At 49.4% G+C, this 16,367-nt stretch carries 15 protein-coding genes; 1 reads left to right on the top strand and 14 read right to left on the bottom strand.

What is annotated here, in order from left to right:
• Positions 1-1,803: a gamma-glutamyltransferase gene (gene ggt / locus DEU29_RS00540; RefSeq protein WP_133538250.1), complete on the bottom strand. Its 1,803-nt coding sequence runs from the start codon at positions 1,801-1,803 to the stop codon at positions 1-3.
• 73 nt (positions 1,804-1,876) lie between these two features.
• On the opposite strand from ggt, the gene rrtA reads away from it, so the two are divergent.
• Positions 1,877-2,437 carry a rhombosortase gene (gene rrtA / locus DEU29_RS00535; RefSeq protein WP_133538249.1) on the top strand — a complete coding sequence of 187 codons (561 nt, stop codon included), beginning with the start codon at positions 1,877-1,879 and terminating at the stop codon, positions 2,435-2,437.
• Positions 2,438-2,447: 10 nt separating this feature from the next.
• Here rrtA and DEU29_RS00530 read toward each other — a convergent pair whose 3' ends face one another.
• From DEU29_RS00530 to pspB, 13 genes are all read right to left on the bottom strand, one after another.
• Positions 2,448-4,940, bottom strand: coding sequence for a S9 family peptidase (locus DEU29_RS00530; protein WP_133538248.1), 2,493 nt, complete (start codon positions 4,938-4,940; stop codon positions 2,448-2,450).
• An 11-nt stretch (positions 4,941-4,951) separates the two neighbouring features.
• Entirely contained in the window at positions 4,952-5,590 is a 639-nt protein-coding gene (gene maiA / locus DEU29_RS00525) for a maleylacetoacetate isomerase (RefSeq protein ID WP_133538554.1), read from the bottom strand.
• A complete protein-coding gene (locus tag DEU29_RS00520) occupies positions 5,590-6,615 on the bottom strand; it encodes a fumarylacetoacetate hydrolase family protein (protein ID WP_133538247.1) in 1,026 nt (341 codons plus the stop codon). Before DEU29_RS00520 ends, maiA begins: the two co-directional genes overlap by 1 nt.
• Positions 6,616-6,621: 6 nt before the next feature.
• Positions 6,622-7,752, bottom strand: a complete 1,131-nt coding sequence (locus tag DEU29_RS00515) for a homogentisate 1,2-dioxygenase (protein ID WP_133538246.1) — start codon at positions 7,750-7,752, stop codon at positions 6,622-6,624.
• On the bottom strand, positions 7,745-8,818 hold the full coding sequence (gene hppD / locus DEU29_RS00510; RefSeq protein WP_133538245.1) for a 4-hydroxyphenylpyruvate dioxygenase: 1,074 nt from the start codon (positions 8,816-8,818) through the stop codon (positions 7,745-7,747). The genes DEU29_RS00515 and hppD overlap by 8 nt, the downstream gene beginning before the upstream one ends.
• A 263-nt stretch (positions 8,819-9,081) precedes the next feature.
• Positions 9,082-10,635 carry a transcriptional regulator TyrR gene (gene tyrR, locus DEU29_RS00505; RefSeq protein ID WP_133538244.1) on the bottom strand — a complete coding sequence of 518 codons (1,554 nt, stop codon included), beginning with the start codon at positions 10,633-10,635 and terminating at the stop codon, positions 9,082-9,084.
• A 139-nt stretch (positions 10,636-10,774) separates the two neighbouring features.
• A complete protein-coding gene (locus tag DEU29_RS00500) occupies positions 10,775-11,113 on the bottom strand; it encodes a 4a-hydroxytetrahydrobiopterin dehydratase (RefSeq protein WP_133538243.1) in 339 nt (112 codons plus the stop codon).
• A 61-nt stretch (positions 11,114-11,174) separates the two neighbouring features.
• Positions 11,175-11,978, bottom strand: coding sequence for a phenylalanine 4-monooxygenase (phhA, locus tag DEU29_RS00495; protein WP_133538242.1), 804 nt, complete (start codon positions 11,976-11,978; stop codon positions 11,175-11,177).
• Positions 11,979-12,009: 31 nt separating this feature from the next.
• Complete coding sequence (gene megL, locus DEU29_RS00490) at positions 12,010-13,236, bottom strand: methionine gamma-lyase (protein WP_133538241.1); 1,227 nt, start codon at positions 13,234-13,236, stop codon at positions 12,010-12,012.
• Between the two features lie 147 nt (positions 13,237-13,383).
• Positions 13,384-14,379, bottom strand: a complete 996-nt coding sequence (locus DEU29_RS00485) for a TIGR01620 family protein (protein WP_133538240.1) — start codon at positions 14,377-14,379, stop codon at positions 13,384-13,386.
• On the bottom strand, positions 14,376-15,758 hold the full coding sequence (locus DEU29_RS00480; RefSeq protein WP_243734383.1) for a YcjX family protein: 1,383 nt from the start codon (positions 15,756-15,758) through the stop codon (positions 14,376-14,378). Before DEU29_RS00480 ends, DEU29_RS00485 begins: the two co-directional genes overlap by 4 nt.
• Positions 15,755-16,126: an envelope stress response membrane protein PspC gene (pspC, locus tag DEU29_RS00475; RefSeq protein ID WP_133538239.1), complete on the bottom strand. Its 372-nt coding sequence runs from the start codon at positions 16,124-16,126 to the stop codon at positions 15,755-15,757. Before pspC ends, DEU29_RS00480 begins: the two co-directional genes overlap by 4 nt.
• Complete coding sequence (gene pspB, locus DEU29_RS00470; RefSeq protein WP_432206863.1) at positions 16,126-16,359, bottom strand: envelope stress response membrane protein PspB; 234 nt, start codon at positions 16,357-16,359, stop codon at positions 16,126-16,128. The genes pspC and pspB overlap by 1 nt, the downstream gene beginning before the upstream one ends.
• Positions 16,360-16,367 lie beyond the last annotated feature (8 nt).

Here is a 16,367-nt window from a genome sequence, read left to right as displayed (position 1 = left end):
CTACTCTCCCTTTACAGTGCCTTCGCGACGCGGGTCCGCACCGCCCGTTAATGTTCCATCCGGGTTAATCGTTATGCCATGTAAACCGCTATTTAAATCCATAACACGCACGTCATGACCTCGTTTTTTAAGTGCTTCGGCGTGCTTTTCGATCGCCATGCCTTTCTCCAGCGATGTATAGTCGTTACGGTTTGTTACGTGACCAATATTCATCGCTTGCTGCATATCCAGCTGCCAGTCAATCAACCCGACAATGCTTTGCGTCACATAATTAATGATGCGGCTACCGCCAGGTGACCCAACAGCATGCACAACTTGCTTGCCTTGTTCATCCAGTATTATTGTCGGCGACATCGAACTGCGCGGACGTTTGCCCGGCTCAACCCGGTTAGCAATCGGCGTATCACCAGCCATTGGCACTAACGAAAAGTCAGTCAACTGATTGTTTAACAAGAATCCGCCTGCCATGACGGTCGAGCCAAAGCCCATCTCAATACTGGTCGTCATTGATACTACATTACCTTCGGCATCAACGATACTCATATGGCTGGTATTAGGACGTTCATAAGCAATATCCTGACGGTACTCTGGCTGCAGGTATAAGCCGGGGCTAGCTTTGCCCATATCGTCGCCGCTAATTTGTTGCGCGCGCGACGCCAGGTAATCGTCATCCAGCATGGCAGCAACGGGTACATCAACAAAGTCCGGGTCGGCAATCCATTGGTTACGGTCAGCGAATGCCATACGTGAAGCCTGAGTAAACAAGTGTGTAGGTTCCAAACCGTTAATCGGCATTTCTGCTAACTCAAAGTTGGCTAAAACACCCAGTGTCTGCAATGTCGTCAAACCACCGGAGCTTGGTGGCCCCATACCGCACACCTGAAACTGGCGGTAGTTATCGCACACCGGCTGACGAATTTTTGCCTCATAATTGGCCAAATCCTTTAAACTTAACTTACCCGGTGCAATGGCACTGTTTTGTACCGCATCAACAATTTTTTCCGCCAGGGGACCTGTGTAAAACGCATCAGCGCCCTGCTCGGCTATTAATGACAAGCTGTTTGCATAGTCAGGGTTTTTCAACAGTTCACCTGCTTGCAGCGGCTCACCATCAGGGAAGAAATAAGCGCTTGCAGCGGGCATTTTCTTGACGCCCGGGTTTATTTCCATCTCAACTAGCTTAGCCAGCCGTGGCGATACTTCAAAGCCCTGCTCGGCTAAACTGATTGCATCGTCAAATAAACTGGACCATGACTTTTTCCCCCAACGTTGATGCGCCAGCTCCAGCCCGCGCAATACACCGGGAGTACCGACTGAGCGGCCGCCAACCACAGCATCAATCCAACTCGGCGCATTGCCTTGTTCATCTAAAAATAACTCATCAGTGGCACTCATCGGCGCCGTCTCACGAGCATCAACCGTATAGAGCTTTTGCTCAGTGTTGTCCCAATACAAAATAAACGCGCCACCACCAATGCCTGACGACTGTGGTTCGGTTAATCCCAGCATAGTTTGCACGGCAATCGCCGCATCAACCGCACTACCACCATCTTTCAACACCTCGTAACCGGCATTAACCGCATGAGGGTTGGCGGCAGCCACCATAAAGTTTTTGCTATGAACGGCTTTTTTATCAGCAAATCCCGTTGCTGCTTCAGGTTCACGGACTTCAACAGAGGCTTTCTCCGGCGCTTTTGTCTTTGCTGTACTGGTTTGCGACGACTCTTGCGACTGTGGACTACAAGCCAGCAACAATGATGACAAAACTGATGCGACTATCGTGTACCTGACATTAATTTTCATACAATCCCTTTTCTGTTACAGCATTTTGCCTCTATCATACGAACCCATGACCACAGGTGCAATGAGATCAATCATGCAAAAGCTTGAACACGGTATTTTTGGATTAATTCTACTGCTTCTCGTTATGGCGGTACTGCAGCTAAATCCACAGTGGCACCAGGCCCTCACCTATAATAGCGACACTGCCATTAGTCAGGGCTGGCCGCTAATAGCGGCTCATTTGCTGCATTTGGACTGGTCGCATGCCCTGTTCAATTATTTGGCACTAGCGGTTATCGTGGTCATTTGGAGAGATTTGTTATCCAGTCGGTGGCTGATTAATGCGACGCTGTTAAGCGGGGTAACCATTAGCCTGCTGCTACTGCCGTTCGAAGTGCAATTTGTTGGTTTATCGGGGGTTATTCACGGGCTATTGCTTTATTGCCTGGTCCGAGACGCCAAACAGCACCGCTGGTTATGGGGCGTCAGTGTATTACTGGTGATAAAAGTTATTGCTGAATTACTCGGCTGGCGACCGGCTCACTTTGTTGGTGACGATGTGGCACTAATTCACGCTGCCGGACTAATAAGTGCTGCCGTGTTGTTAAAATTAGAACGGCGTCGGTTAAGCGACGCCGTTCCCCATAAAGACTAAGCTTAGGTGCTTACTTTAGGTTTTCCTCGAACAGTTTGAAAATCCGACGGTATTCGTTCAGCCAGCTTTCCGGCTGGCGGAAACCGTGCGGTTCAACCGGGTAAATAGCTGTTTCCCAGTCTTCTTTCTTCAGCTCGATTAAACGCTGTACCAACCGTACGCTGTCCTGGAAAAATACATTGTCATCAATCATCGGTGAATTGATCAGCAACGCATCTTCTAAGCCCTCAGCAAAGTAGATAGGCGAGCTTTGACGGTACGCAATGGTATCGTCCTGAGGCAGGTTCAGAATGTTGGACGTATAACCGACATTGTAATGTGCCCAGTCAGTGACCGGACGCAATGCAGAGCCGGCTTCAAATAATCCCGGTTCTTTAAACAGCGCCATAAAGGTTAAGAAGCCACCATAGGAGCCACCGTACGTGCCAAGGCGGTCACCATCAACGTTCAGGTTGGTTTCCAGATAGCTCGCCACATCGACTAAATCTTCTACTTCCGGCGTGCCCATTTGGCGATAAATGGCCGTACGCCAGTCGCGTCCGTAGCCTTTAGAGCCTCGATAATCAAGATCCGCGACCACGTAGCCGTGCTTGTTCAGCAGGCTATGGAACATAAACTCACGGAAGTAACCAGACCAGCCCATGTGCGCATTTTGCAAGTAGCCAGCACCATGGATAAACACCACTGCCGGGTATTCTTCTGCACGCTCGGCATCAAAACCTTCCGGCGTGTAGATACGCGTGTAAACAGGCTCATCAACATGGTTCGACTCAACGCCGACAACATCCGGCGCTGTCCAGTCGATGCTAAGGAACTTCTCTGACACCGTATGCGTCATCCGTTCAGGCACATCGCTGACGTTAGCCTCTTTATGATAAAGCTCAGGCGGCATTAATGGCGTTGAGTGGGTCAGAATCAGCTCGTCTGCTTGCGGGCTTAACTCAAACGCCGTCATGCCGTCTAAATCCGTCATCGCTTCCGGCTCTGAGCTACCGTCAGTTTTTACACGGTAAACTTCGTAAATACCCGGGTGCTCAATATTGGCCTGAAAGTAAAGGTACTCAGCGTCGTTGCTTAACTCCGCCGTTTCGACGACATAGTTGCCTTCGGTGAGCTGCTGAGTGTCACCGTTCAGCGGCTTCACATACAAATGCGAATAACCATCGGCTTCAGACATGAACCACAGGCTCTCGTCGTTTAACCAACCAAACTCGTTGTGAGTATAGTTAATCCAGGCATCATCGTGCAGGCGATCCTGTGGCACTAATTTTTTGCCGCCGAAATCAACAGTCGCAATCCAGCGATCTTTGTTGTCCCAGGCTTCCAGCATAACCGCCAACTCAGTGCCGTTGTCATTCCACTGAATCGCACCATTTTCCCAGCCCCAATCGGCCATTAAATGAATTGGACGTGGTTTTTGTTCTGATTCATAGGTTTCGCCACGCGCTTGATGGTTCTCACGCTTAACGTCAGCCAGTACATCCTCATTCCAGCCCGGCAACGTATTGTAAGTCAGAGCCGTATCAGTGTGGTTTTCTAAATCCAGGATTACTAACTGATCTTCATCTGGCAGCGCATCAGCGACACGGCGGCGTACCTGTTCGCTGGAAACTCGGCCGTCTTCGTTAATGTAGTTTGGCATGATATCGCCGTCTTCACGCCATTTGTTCGGCTCGCTAATCGCCGCAACAATTTTATCGCCGCGCGGTGACAAACGTGCCTGAACTAACTGCTTCGACTTATCCAGATAAAAAGGCTTAGGAGCCAGGCTGGCGTTTTGAGACTGTAACTGTTGTTGACGTTCAAAACGCTCTTCAGCCGCTTTACGCTCTTTCTGCACGTACTGAATCAGCTGTTGTTCTTCTTTCGCTAAGTAATCTTTTGGCGCTTCATTCGCTTTGGGTGCATCGGCAAACTTGATCGAAGCCACCTGACGCGTCAGGCCAGAGTTCACATCGACGACATAGAAATCATTGCCTTGCTGGTAGCTTAAACTGCCGTCGGTCATCGCCTGCAGGTTATGTTGACGGGCTTCGTCACGGGTCAGTTGCTTAACACTGCCGTCGCCAAAGCGGGCAAACACATTGCCCTCAAAAGTGTAGGCCAGCCAATTACCGGCAACGGACTGCTCTTTTTCGTCCGCCACATACAGGTGATAGTCCGACAGCGCCACTTTACTGGCTTCGCCTTCAGCATTGTTGATAATCATCAGGTCACGGATTTCACTGCCTTCGCGCTTCTGATAAAACAGAATGTGTTCACCATCCATGCTCCAGAAAGCATTTTCCGGAAAACGCCCCATCCAGTCCGGATCGGCCATGATCTGTTCTATGGTTAATTCAGCCGTGCCTTGTGCAGAGGCAAGCGGGTTCGCACTTAAGGTTTGTACCTGTGGTGCGGTTGCATTAGATGTGTTAGCGGAGTCATTAGCTGGTGTTGTAGATGCGCAAGAGGCGGCCATTAATGCCGCCCCTATTGCTATCACTAAACGTGATTTTAGCATGTTGTTATTCCTTATTGTGCGTCTGGCTGATTCTCTGGGCGTGCCTGCTGTACCGCGTTTAATTGTTGTAAGCGGTCATGCACTGCAACCAGCGTTGGGTAGTTATCTAACGGTACCTTAAAACGCTCGGCATTGTACACTTGCGGTAACAAGCAAATATCCGCTAATGTTACCGAATCTCCATAGCAATAATCACCTGCTGTTTCGGTCAGGCGTTGTTCAAATGCGGTGAACGTGGTCGTTACCCAATGATGTATCCAGCCCGTGCGCTGTTCGTCACTGCAATTAAGCTCACCGGTTAAATATTTTAATACGCGCAGGTTAGTTACCGGCTGTAGCTCGCAAGCCAGATCATAAGCCAACGCACGCGCACGCGCCCGATCGACAGTCGCCGACGGCAGCAGCGGGTTGGTCGCATAACGTTCATCCAGGTACTCGATTATCGCCAGTGACTGGTTAAGCGTCACGTCATCGTCGACAAAGGTCGGTACCAGTCCGGCAGGGTTCAACTTGCGATATTCGGGGGTATGCTGCTCGCCACCATCTTTTACCAGGTGCACCGGATGGTATTCAAACGGCAGCTCTTTTAAATAAAGCGCCAGCCTGACACGAAAACTGGCGCTAGAGCGCCAGTATCCATAGAGCTTCATCATGCTGAAGGTCCTTTGTATTCAACCACTTTTTGATCGATAGCACCAAAGATGGACTCGCCATCAGCATTTTTCATTTCCATGTGGATAGTGTCACCAAATTTCATGAACTCAGTGGTCGGCTTGCCATCGCGAATGGTTTCGATCATACGGACTTCGGCGATACAGCTATAACCAACGCCACCCTCAGCAATAGCGGTTCCGTGGTCTGTACCTTGTTTATTCGACACCGTACCCGAACCAATAATAGCGCCCGCCCCCAGGTTTCGAGTTTTAGCCGCATGCGCAACTAACTGACCAAAGTCAAAGGTCATGTCTTCGCCCGCGTTTGGCTTACCAAACGGCTTGCCGTTATATTCTGACAATAGCGGTAAGTGAACTTTACTGTCCTTCCAGGCACTGCCCAGCTCGTCCGGCGTTACCGCCACAGGCGAGAACGCAGACGATGGTTTACTCTGGAAAAAGCCAAAGCCTTTGCCGAGTTCGCCCGGAATAAGGCCACGCAATGACACATCGTTAACCAACATAAGTAGTTTAATGTGACTTGCAGCCGACTTCGCATCGATACCCATAGGTACGTCGTCAGTAACTACAGCAATTTCGCCTTCAAAATCAATACCCCACTCGGTGCTCGCCATTTGAATTTCATCATGTGGACCTAAGAAGTCATCCGAGCCACCTTGATACATCAGTGGATCTTCCCAGAAGCTCGGTGGCATTTCGGCACCACGTGCTTTACGTACCAATTCAACGTGGTTGACATACGCGCTGCCGTCGGCCCACTGATACGCGCGAGGCAATGGCGACTCACACATGACTTGCTCAAAAGTCACTTCACCATCAACGCTACCTTTATTCAGTTGCGTGTAAACGTCATTAAGCTTTGACTCAACATCGTCCCAGTTATCAATTGCTTCTTGCATACATGAAGCAATTGCCGGTACTGCAACCGCTCGGGTTAAGTCTTTGCTGACTACCATTAACTGGCCGTCACGCGTTCCATTTCTATAAGTGGCTAATTTCATAAGTTGTTATTTCTCCTGCCAGCTGTAGACATAATCTGGATTCTCGACTTTCATCGCCGCGTCGCTCATTTGCAATGCGTCGCGTGTATCCAGCATGACTGCGACTTCGTCAGTGAATTTCTTTTTATGTTCCCGACCCGCCTTGAAAGCTTTCGGGTGTGGGCCATGGGTAAATCCTGCCGGATGGAAGGTTACCATACCACGGTCAATATTATCGCGGCTAAAGAAGTCACCCTCGTGGTAGAACAACACCTCGTCATAATCATCGTTGTTGTGATAAAACGGCACTTTAAGTGCGCCAGGATCAGACTCGATAGGACGTGGCACAAAAGTACACACCACGAAACGTTCAGCAACAAACGTTGTGTGTGCTGACGGCGGTAAGTGATACCGGTGACTCATTAGTGGCCGTATGTCACGCCAGTTCAAACGCACGGGGGCTAAATCACCGTGCCAGCCAATGGCATCCAACGGGTTATACGGATAAGTAATAACGCTGACTTGCTGATGACGCTTAACATACACTTTCCAGCTGTCTTCGCTGTACTGTGCTTTAAACTCGTCATCAATGGCAGGCGTATCCAGAACCGCCGGGTCGAATACCGCATGGTTACCGACAATGCCCTTCTCCGGCAGCTGATACGAACCATTGGTGGTTTCAATCATCAGCAATTCCATTTTCTCGCCGGGCTCTAAGCGCCAGTTGGTCGAACGCGGCACTAAGAAGTAGTCACCCTTAACCAGGTGAATATGGCCATAGTCGCAATACAAGTGACCGCTGCCTTCATGCACAAACAACAGATCGTCGCCGTCAGCATTGCGCACCAAATACGGCATATTCTCTGAGCAGTGCCAGATACGGAACTTACAACTGTTGTTTGACAGCAAATCCGGCGTTAACCACGGATTTTCCGGCGCTTGCTCGGTAAGCTGGTTAAAATCAAAGGCACGCGGTTTAAGCGGACCTTCCCATTCCGACCAACCGGTCGGCGCATGTTGATGATGGAAGTGTGTCGCAGGGCCAAAAAAGCCGCTGCGACCCGCTTCGCGCTCATAAATGGCCTGCTCCGGAAAGTCAGCATGGGCTTGTCGTGACGACGTCCCTTCCTGCTTCGGGAAGCTGATCCATTTACGCATCGTCTAATACTCCCCGGCGAATTTGGTCTTCTTCAATGCTCTCAAACAGCGCTTTAAAGTTACCTTCGCCAAAGCCTTCGTTACCTTTACGCTGAATGATCTCGAAGAATACCGGACCAATCACAGTTTGCGTGAAGATTTGCAGCAAAATACCGTCTTTCATTGGCGCTCCGTCAATCAGAATGCGTTGCTTGCGTAGCGCGTCAACGTCTTCGTCATGGCCTTCAACACGCTCGTTGATTTTGTCGTAATAGGTGTCCGGCGTGTCCATGAATTCCATACCAATTGAGCGCAGGTCTTCAACGGTTTTGTAGATGTTGTCTGAGGTGAGTGCAATGTGCTGAATGCCCTCGCCTTTGTATTCACGCAGGTATTCTTCAATTTGTGATTTGTCGTCGTGCGACTCGTTAATTGGAATACGGATTTTGCCGCAAGGTGCAGTCATTGCACGGCTTAGCAGACCTGTCAGCTTACCTTCAATGTCGAAGTAACGGATTTCGCGGAAGTTACCAATGCGCTCATAAAAGCCTGCCCAGGTATCCATGTTGCCGCGGAATACGTTATGCGTCAGGTGGTCAATTTCGTACAGACCTGCCGCGTGGTCTTTCATTTTGTTTTCCCAGCTATCGTAGAAATCAAAATGTTGCTGGTAGATTTCGTTATTTTGATAGTTGTCGACAAAGTACAACGCACTTTCACCAATGCCGAAAACCGCAGGAATGTTTTCAATAACACCTTTGTCGTCCGGAAACGCTTTCGCGCCATTCTCTAATGAATGCTTCAATGCGTGGCTAGCATCTTTAACACGCCAAGCCATACCACAAACGCTGGGCCCGTGATCTTGTGCAAACTCTTCAGCCTGACCGCCGGGCTCCGCATTTACCACAAAGTTAATATCGTTTTGTTTGTATAACCAAGCTTGCTTAGATTTGTGCTTGGCCACTTCTGTAAAGCCCAGCTTATCAAATAAGTCTTTTAACGCGTCGATACCCTTTTGATCCGGAGCCGTGTACTCAACGAATTCAAAACCATCGGTATTCAGGGGATTAGTCATTTGTTCTGACATAGTGTGTTCCTTCCTCGTGTTCGGTTTCATGACTTTATGTCATTTGTAATGTTGTTGTTTGTCAGCTTACTTTAGAAGGATGGCCGGAACTTGGCGAGCTTCTGACACACACAGATTTTTGCGAAGTCGGCACGGCCGCTGTAGCGTTTTTTTTACAGGCGGAAGCAGGCACAAAAAAACGCGCTCGAGTCGTTACAATGAGCGCGTTTTTGATTGATTTTGATTGTAAACTTATTTTTACAGCCGTTTTTTAGTGTCCGCTTTTATTTACGCTTGCGTTGTTTTCCAATGCCATAGTCTCGTAACTTATTAGCAACAGCGGTATGTGAAAGGCCCAACCGCTTAGCTAGTTGCCGCGTACTGGGGAAGCTAGGATACAAGCGTTTTAGGATGTTGGCTTCAAACTGCCGCACGGCATCATCTAAACTCAGATCATCCATATCGATGGCTAAGGGCTCATCAGATTGTTTTAGTTCAGGCAAACGTACATCGCCGGGCTCAAGAACGTCGCCTTCAAGCATCGATACTGAGCGGAACATGGTGTTTTCAAGTTGTCTGACATTACCCGGCCATTGATAACGTCGTAACTTTTCGCGTGTCGCGCGACCCAGCTTAACCTGGCTTCTACCCAAGGTTTTGCAGGCTTGATTAATAAAATGTTCCGCCAACAACAGAACATCTGCCCCACGCTCTCGCAACGGCGGCAGGTTTAGCGATAAGACGTTCAGGCGATAATATAAATCTTCACGGAACTTACCCTGCTCCACCAATGCATACAATTGGTCCTGAGCGGTACAAATTACCCGCACATCAACACTGACTTCCTGCTCCTCACCAATGCGACGAAATACGCCATCCTCTAAAAAGCGCAATAATTTGGCCTGCAAGCTTATGGACATTTCACCCACGGAGTCCAGTAACACGGTACCGCCGGCAGCTTGCTCCAAAACCCCGGTTTTTCGTGCACTTTGATGACTCAGACTACCCTCACCGTGACCAAATAATTCACTCTCGGCAACGTTATCCGGTAGCGCCGCACAGTTAATCGCCAAAAATGGTTTTTCAAAGCGCGCGCTGGCACAGTGGCAGGCCTTGGCTAACAACTCTTTCCCCGAGCCGGTTTCGCCTTCTATCAATAACGGCGCATCGAGTTCTGCCATACGCTGTGCGTCTTTAAGCACACGCTTTATACTCGCGTGTTCGGTTAAAATGCCACCAAACGCTGATTGATTGTCGCCACGCTGCCAAGTGGCTGTGATCGGTTCGGTTTTACAGGTAATAACCGCTCCGGCAAAGGTTTCACCGCCATCCTCTGCTGTGACCCAAATCGGTAATAACTGCGCGTGATATTCACTTTGCCCAATAAGAATCGCCTCGTAAGTGGGCTCTTTGGGCTCCTTATCTAACCAGCGCAAAATCGAAAAACCATGGATATACTGATTGATGAGTTCGCCTTTGAGCTGTTCATTGTTACCTGCTAGTAACTGCACACCAGCATCGTTGATAATATCGATTTGGCCTTTGCTGTCTATGGATAACACCGGATCCGGCAAGGTACTCAACAGCAAGCTAAACTCAAAGTGCTCACGCTCAAATGGCATGTAGGGGATCGTCTTAACATCTTTAACGTTGGGGATACGACGAATCTGCGGCATTAAATAACTAAAGTCTTCGAATGCCAACTCCGGGAAGTTGAGGAATATTTTACCGCGCGGATCAACTTCTATGCCGCGTAAATCAATCTCCTGATCGCGCAGTATCTGTAAAACGTCCTGACAGATTCCTAAACGGTCGTCGCATGTAATCTCTAGTCTCATAACCCTGGCGTTTAACTCTCACGTCAAATCATCGAATGTTTGTAAAGCAAATAATACAGCATCTGGCCCCCGACAGATAGCAAAAACCCCAGCACTCGGCTGGGGTTTTATTCCATTGGTCGAAAGCTACGTAAATTAATTACGCTTCAACAACCTTATCGGTCTTTGCCGCCATAATAAAATCATTGCGATGCAGACCGTCAATTGCGTGCGTCCACCAGATAACGGTTGTTTTGCCCCACTCTGTGGTGATCTCCGGATGGTGCTTTTCTTCTTCGGCAAGCTCGCCGACGCGATTAGTGAAGGCTAGAGCCTGACGGAAGTTTTTGAACTTATATTCGCGTTGTAGCATCATCACGCCGTCACGGGTGATTGGGGTCCACTCGGGGATTTCACGCATTAACTCTTTAAGCTCGTCGTCGCTTACTTTTGGCACGTCGCCACGACAGGCTTCGCATTTTTCGCTATCTAGAGACATTGTTGCTCCTTTGGTTTATTTTTTGACTTGCGCCAGAGGCGCAAGTTACTGGATTTATGTCTTATGCGACATCGGTTTTTGGCTTTGGCGGAAATTTCGGCTCAAACAAGCCGAGCTCCATTGCTTCTTGAACCAACGCCATAATATCCATGTCGGAAATTTCAAATAGTTCATCAACACTTTCGATGGTGTAGTACACCGGCTGAATAATATCAATGCGGTATGGCGTGCGTAGCGCGTCCAGCGCTTTCAGCGGCTTACGTTCGGGCTTATCGCTGTTTACGGCGTACTCGGTTTCTGCCGGTGACGATAAAATACCGCCACCATAAATGCGTAAACCTTCTTTGGTTTTCATCAAACCAAATTCCACGGTAAACCAATATAAACGCGCTAAGTATACACGCTCTTTAGGTGAGGCAGCATAACCCAGCTTACCGTATTGATGGGTAAAGTGAGCGAAGGCCGGGTTCGTTAACAACGGGCAATGGCCAAAAATCTCGTGGAAGATATCTGGCTCTTGCAGGTAGTCAAACTCTTCCCGTGTACGAATAAAGGTTGCTACCGGGAATTGCTTATTAGCCAGTAGCCGGAAAAATTCGTCGAACGGAATAAGCGCCGGCACCGCGGCCACTTGCCAGCCGGTCTCGCGCTCAAGCACCTCATTGAGTTCGTGTAACTGCGGTAAGCGGTCTGTCGGTAGATCGAGTAACTCGAGTCCTTTCATATACTCGTCACAGGCTTTTCCGGGAATACATTTTAACTGGCGCTCAACTAAATCATGCCAGATTGCATTCTCCTCGTCGGTCCAATGAATGATGCCATTCTCGTCCGGCTGCTTGGATACGTATTGACTCTGTTTACCCATACCTTCCTCTTGTTGTGTTAGTCGTAATTTTTTATGCGCTTCGTTGCCAGCGCTGCTGACTCGACTGCAGTGCCTGGCTAAGATCAGCAATGATGTCCTGAGCAGCTTCCAGCCCTACCGCAATGCGAACCAGCGTATCGCTAATACCGGCTTTTTGACGTGCCTCCGGGGTATAAGGCGAGTGGGTCATTGACGCCGGATGCTGTATCAAGGTTTCTGCATCCCCCAGACTCACTGCCAGCGGTATCATCTGTAGCTGATTTAAAAAGTAACGCGACTGTGCTTCATCGCCATCAAGCTCGAACGCAATAACGGCTCCGGCATGGCGCATCTGCGTGCCGATTAAGCTGTGATTCGGGTGTTCAGCTAATCCCGGGTAGTAAACCTTGCGCACTAAGCTATGCTTATGCAAAAAGTCAGCGACTTTTTCTGCATTTTCACAATGCCGCTGCATCCGCACATCTAACGTTTTTAAACCTCTTAAAATTAGCCAGGCATCGTGCGGGCTAATGGTTGCACCCATATCTTTTAGCGTCGTGCCTTTGATCAGCGCAATGTCATCAGCGCTGCCGCAAACGATGCCGGCGACAACGTCACCGTGACCATTCAAAAATTTAGTGGCGCTGTGAATAACCAGATCAGCACCCAGTTGTTTTGGTTGCTGTAATAACGGTGTCATAAACGTGTTGTCGACAATCAGCTTGATATCGCGGCCGGCTAGTATTTGACTCACTGCTTCGATATCTACCAGCTTTAAATGCGGGTTAGCCGGGCTTTCCAAAAACACCAATCGCGTGTTGTCTTTAAGCGCCGTGGTTAGCGCATCAGCGTCAGTTAAGTCGACAAAATCGGCATGCACGCCAAAACGTTCAAATAACTCACTGAACAGGGCGAAACTACAGCCATAAATCGCATCAGAAACTACAATGTGATCACCGGCCTTAACAAACGCCATAGTCGTTGCGGCAATGGCACCCATTCCGGTGGCAGTGGCTGCAGCGGCATCGTAACCTTCCAGCACCGCGACACGCGTTTCTAACTCATGCGTAGTGGGATTACCCAGCCGACTGTAAATATAGCCGCCTTCTTCCCCGGCAAAGCGAGCTGAGCCTTGCTCGGTATTGGCAAACTTAAAGGTTGACGTTTGATACAACGGAGCCGCCAGCGCACCATGAGGATCATCGTGCCCACTGCCGGCATGGATAACTTGTGTAGCCATCTGCCAGGCTGTTTTATTATTGTTATCAGAATTAGCCATAGTGATGCGTTTTTCACCTATGTTATTAAAAACTTGTTACCACGTTTATTAATTCTAAGAGTGCATTGAAGGCGGGCGTTAAGGCAATAAAAAAGCCCGCGACAAGCGCAGGCTGTTGTGTAACGTAAATTTTCCAGTGGCAATTATTCAGGACGTCTCACCGGCCTTTTGCGGTTCGTTTTCGGTGCCTTTCGAGCGTCGGTAAATACCAGGTAACAGCTGACTCAATTGCGTTAAAATATCTTTTTGCAGGCGCGCATAGCCCGGGCGCTTGGTGTAGTGAAATGGCAATGGCCGCGTTAAATTAACGGCCTGATAACCCAGTCGCGCAGTCAAAAGGCCAGCACCAAGGCCCTGCCCTGCGCGTGCGGACAGTTTTGTCATCAGCTCTGCACTGAGCCATTGAGCGCCCAGATCCACCGCTAATTCGCTTAAGCCCGCATAAGCCAAATTCGCTAGTGTTTGACGCCAAAGTCGTAGCCGACTCCAATAACCTAATTCGACACCATAACAGGCAGCTACATCAGCAATCATGCGCTGATTGCGCCACAACAATAACAACATATCCGCAACCGAACTGGGGCTGACCGCGACTAAGGCGGCAGTTTCTGCGGCGCGTTTGCTGATAATACGCTGTGCCTGCTGATCCACCCGGCTGAGAATATCTTTCTCGAAGCGCTCTGCTCGTTCTTGCTCGTTCCAGTAGGGTTGCTCGAGCTGTTGCCACGCCTGCGCCAAATCGGGATGTTTTAACTCATTCAATAACTGTTGTGGCTGTGCTGTTTGCGTATCCCGGCGCCAGCGTCGTTTTAGTTTACGCAGCAGCAGAAATTCGCGGCCAACAAAGATAATAAGTAATAGCAATAAGATGCTTAAGCCGCCGCTCCATAACACGCCCAGCAGCCAGTGTTGATTAAAACTCTCGACAATGAGTAAGGCTGACTCAATGGTTACCGCTGCCAACAGCAGTAGCATACCGAGTAGCAACCAGCGGCTAAGATGACGTCGTTTTTGCGGCCGCCCCGGCAAGGGCTCCCGCACCTCGGCAGGCTCGACGGTCACGGGTTTAACGGCATCATCGTCTGGATCCAGGTATTCCAGCTCTGCCGTTCCTTGTTTAGGTTGTTGTGACTGCTGCCTCATCGCAACTTATCTCCTAATAAAAATTCCAGTAACTGGTCCAGACGGATATGCGGTAACGGCGACTGACCACTGCTAAAGTGAGGGTGAAAGCGCGGATACGCAAAACCTTGTTGCCATTGTTGTGAACTCGGCCAGGTTGCCGGCACCTGCGGCGCTTTAATACGAACCCGTTCGCCGGTATCGTCATAGCCGTCCAAAACCAGTGTGCCGTCGGGTCGCTCTCCTGACTGCGAAACCGCCACGCCGGCGGTGGCGAATAATTGATACTGAATACGTTCAAACGAGAGTTGCTGACTGCTTTGTTGCATTAACTGGGCTAATAGCTGACGCATATTGGCGTGCTGCGGCGGCGCCACATGGTCAGCTTTGGCCGCAACCAGTGCGACTTTGTCAATTTGCGGCGCGACCAAACGCTTCAGCAGGCTGTTGTGGCCGTAATCAAAGCTCTTCATCAGCTCATTCAATGCCAGCTTAAGTTCAGCTAGTGCATTTTCACCAGCCTGCAAGGCAGATAACACGTCCACCAGCACTACCTGACGGTTATAATTCTGAAAGTATTCTTTGTAAAAGGGCTTTATGACCTTGTCCTGGTAATAACGGTACTTACTTTCCAGTACCGGGCGCCATGATTCGGGCATGGTTAAATGGCTCGGCCAGGGGAAAAAATCCAGCGCCGGTGCTCCGGCCAGCTCACCCGGTAACAAGTGTCGCCCTGGCTGCAAAAAGTATAAGCCAAATTCATTTTTGCAGCGTTGCAGTTGCTGCTGATAATCATTCGCTAAGCGGCGCAGCGTCTTGTCGATATCATCGTTGTTGCGAATACTATTTTCGACCCGCTGGTGCCAGTCCGCAAAAATGTCACTGCGAAGTGGTTGCCTCGCTAACCGCGACTGTTGCTGACTCCAGTCGTTATAATCCTGATCAAGCATCGGTAAATCCAATAACCATTCACCGGGGTAATCAACCAGATCGAGTGTTAAACGGCGGCTGTCACTTAACTTACTCGCCAGACCCCGCGACGGCTTATAATTAATCTCGACGCGAATTTCTGCGACATCGCGAGTCGACTGAGGCCAGTTGGACGGTTCACTGGTTAAGGCATTAATGGCCGCTTCATAATCAAACCGTGCGACCGACCAATTGGGGCTGGGTACCAATCTGACACCGTGTAAGCGCTGCTGCGAATGGACGTTTAAATAAGGCAGGGTCGGATTGTCGTTGGCATACAATAGCTGTTCCAGCATGCCGGTTAATAAGGCCGTCTTACCGGCGCCACTTAAGCCGGTAACGGCCAGCCTGATATGACGATCGAGCCCGCGATCGACTAAATCACGGGCTCGTTGCGATACTTTTCGGGTCAGCTTATCGGTTCGACTCACAGTTTGCTGAATTCCCTATGCAGGTTGTATTGTTCCGAGGTTACGTAGCGCTCCATTTTTTGCAACGTATGCTCAAGTTCTTCTAACTCGGTGTTTAATTCGCGAAACGCTCTGTGCGGCGGTTCTCCTGCCTGGTAAACACCGGTTTTAACATTCATATGGTGCGGCTGCGTTGGTTTCTTATCCAAAATTAACCAGCCGGCAACGTAAAGGATAAAGAAGAAGCCACTGGAAAAAATCAGGCCGGTAAAAAACACCACACGTACTATCCATGCTTCGATATTCAAATAGTCCGCCAGACCCGCACATACACCCGCTAATTTACCCTTTTCGGTATTGCGACATAATTCACGTTTAATCGAGGTCATTATTGGCTCCTCCAGTTTGGCGAGTCAGCATCCAAGATACGTTCTAGTGTTTTTACCCGTTCACGCATTTTTTCAACTTTTTCCGCCATCATATTTAATTGTGTTCTCTCGTCTTCGCTTAATCCCTTGTTCACCTGCTTTTTACTGCGATAGTGAAGAATAAGCCAGACAGGCGCCACAAAGATCATAAAAAGGATGAGTGGCGTTACCAGTAGTGCAATAATTCCTTCCATTTCCATAG

It is taken from the genome of Idiomarina aquatica (assembly GCF_004362895.1).
GTDB lineage: Bacteria > Pseudomonadota > Gammaproteobacteria > Enterobacterales > Alteromonadaceae > Idiomarina.
Note: the sequence above shows the minus strand (reverse complement) of the source record. Positions and strands in the feature narration are given on the sequence as shown.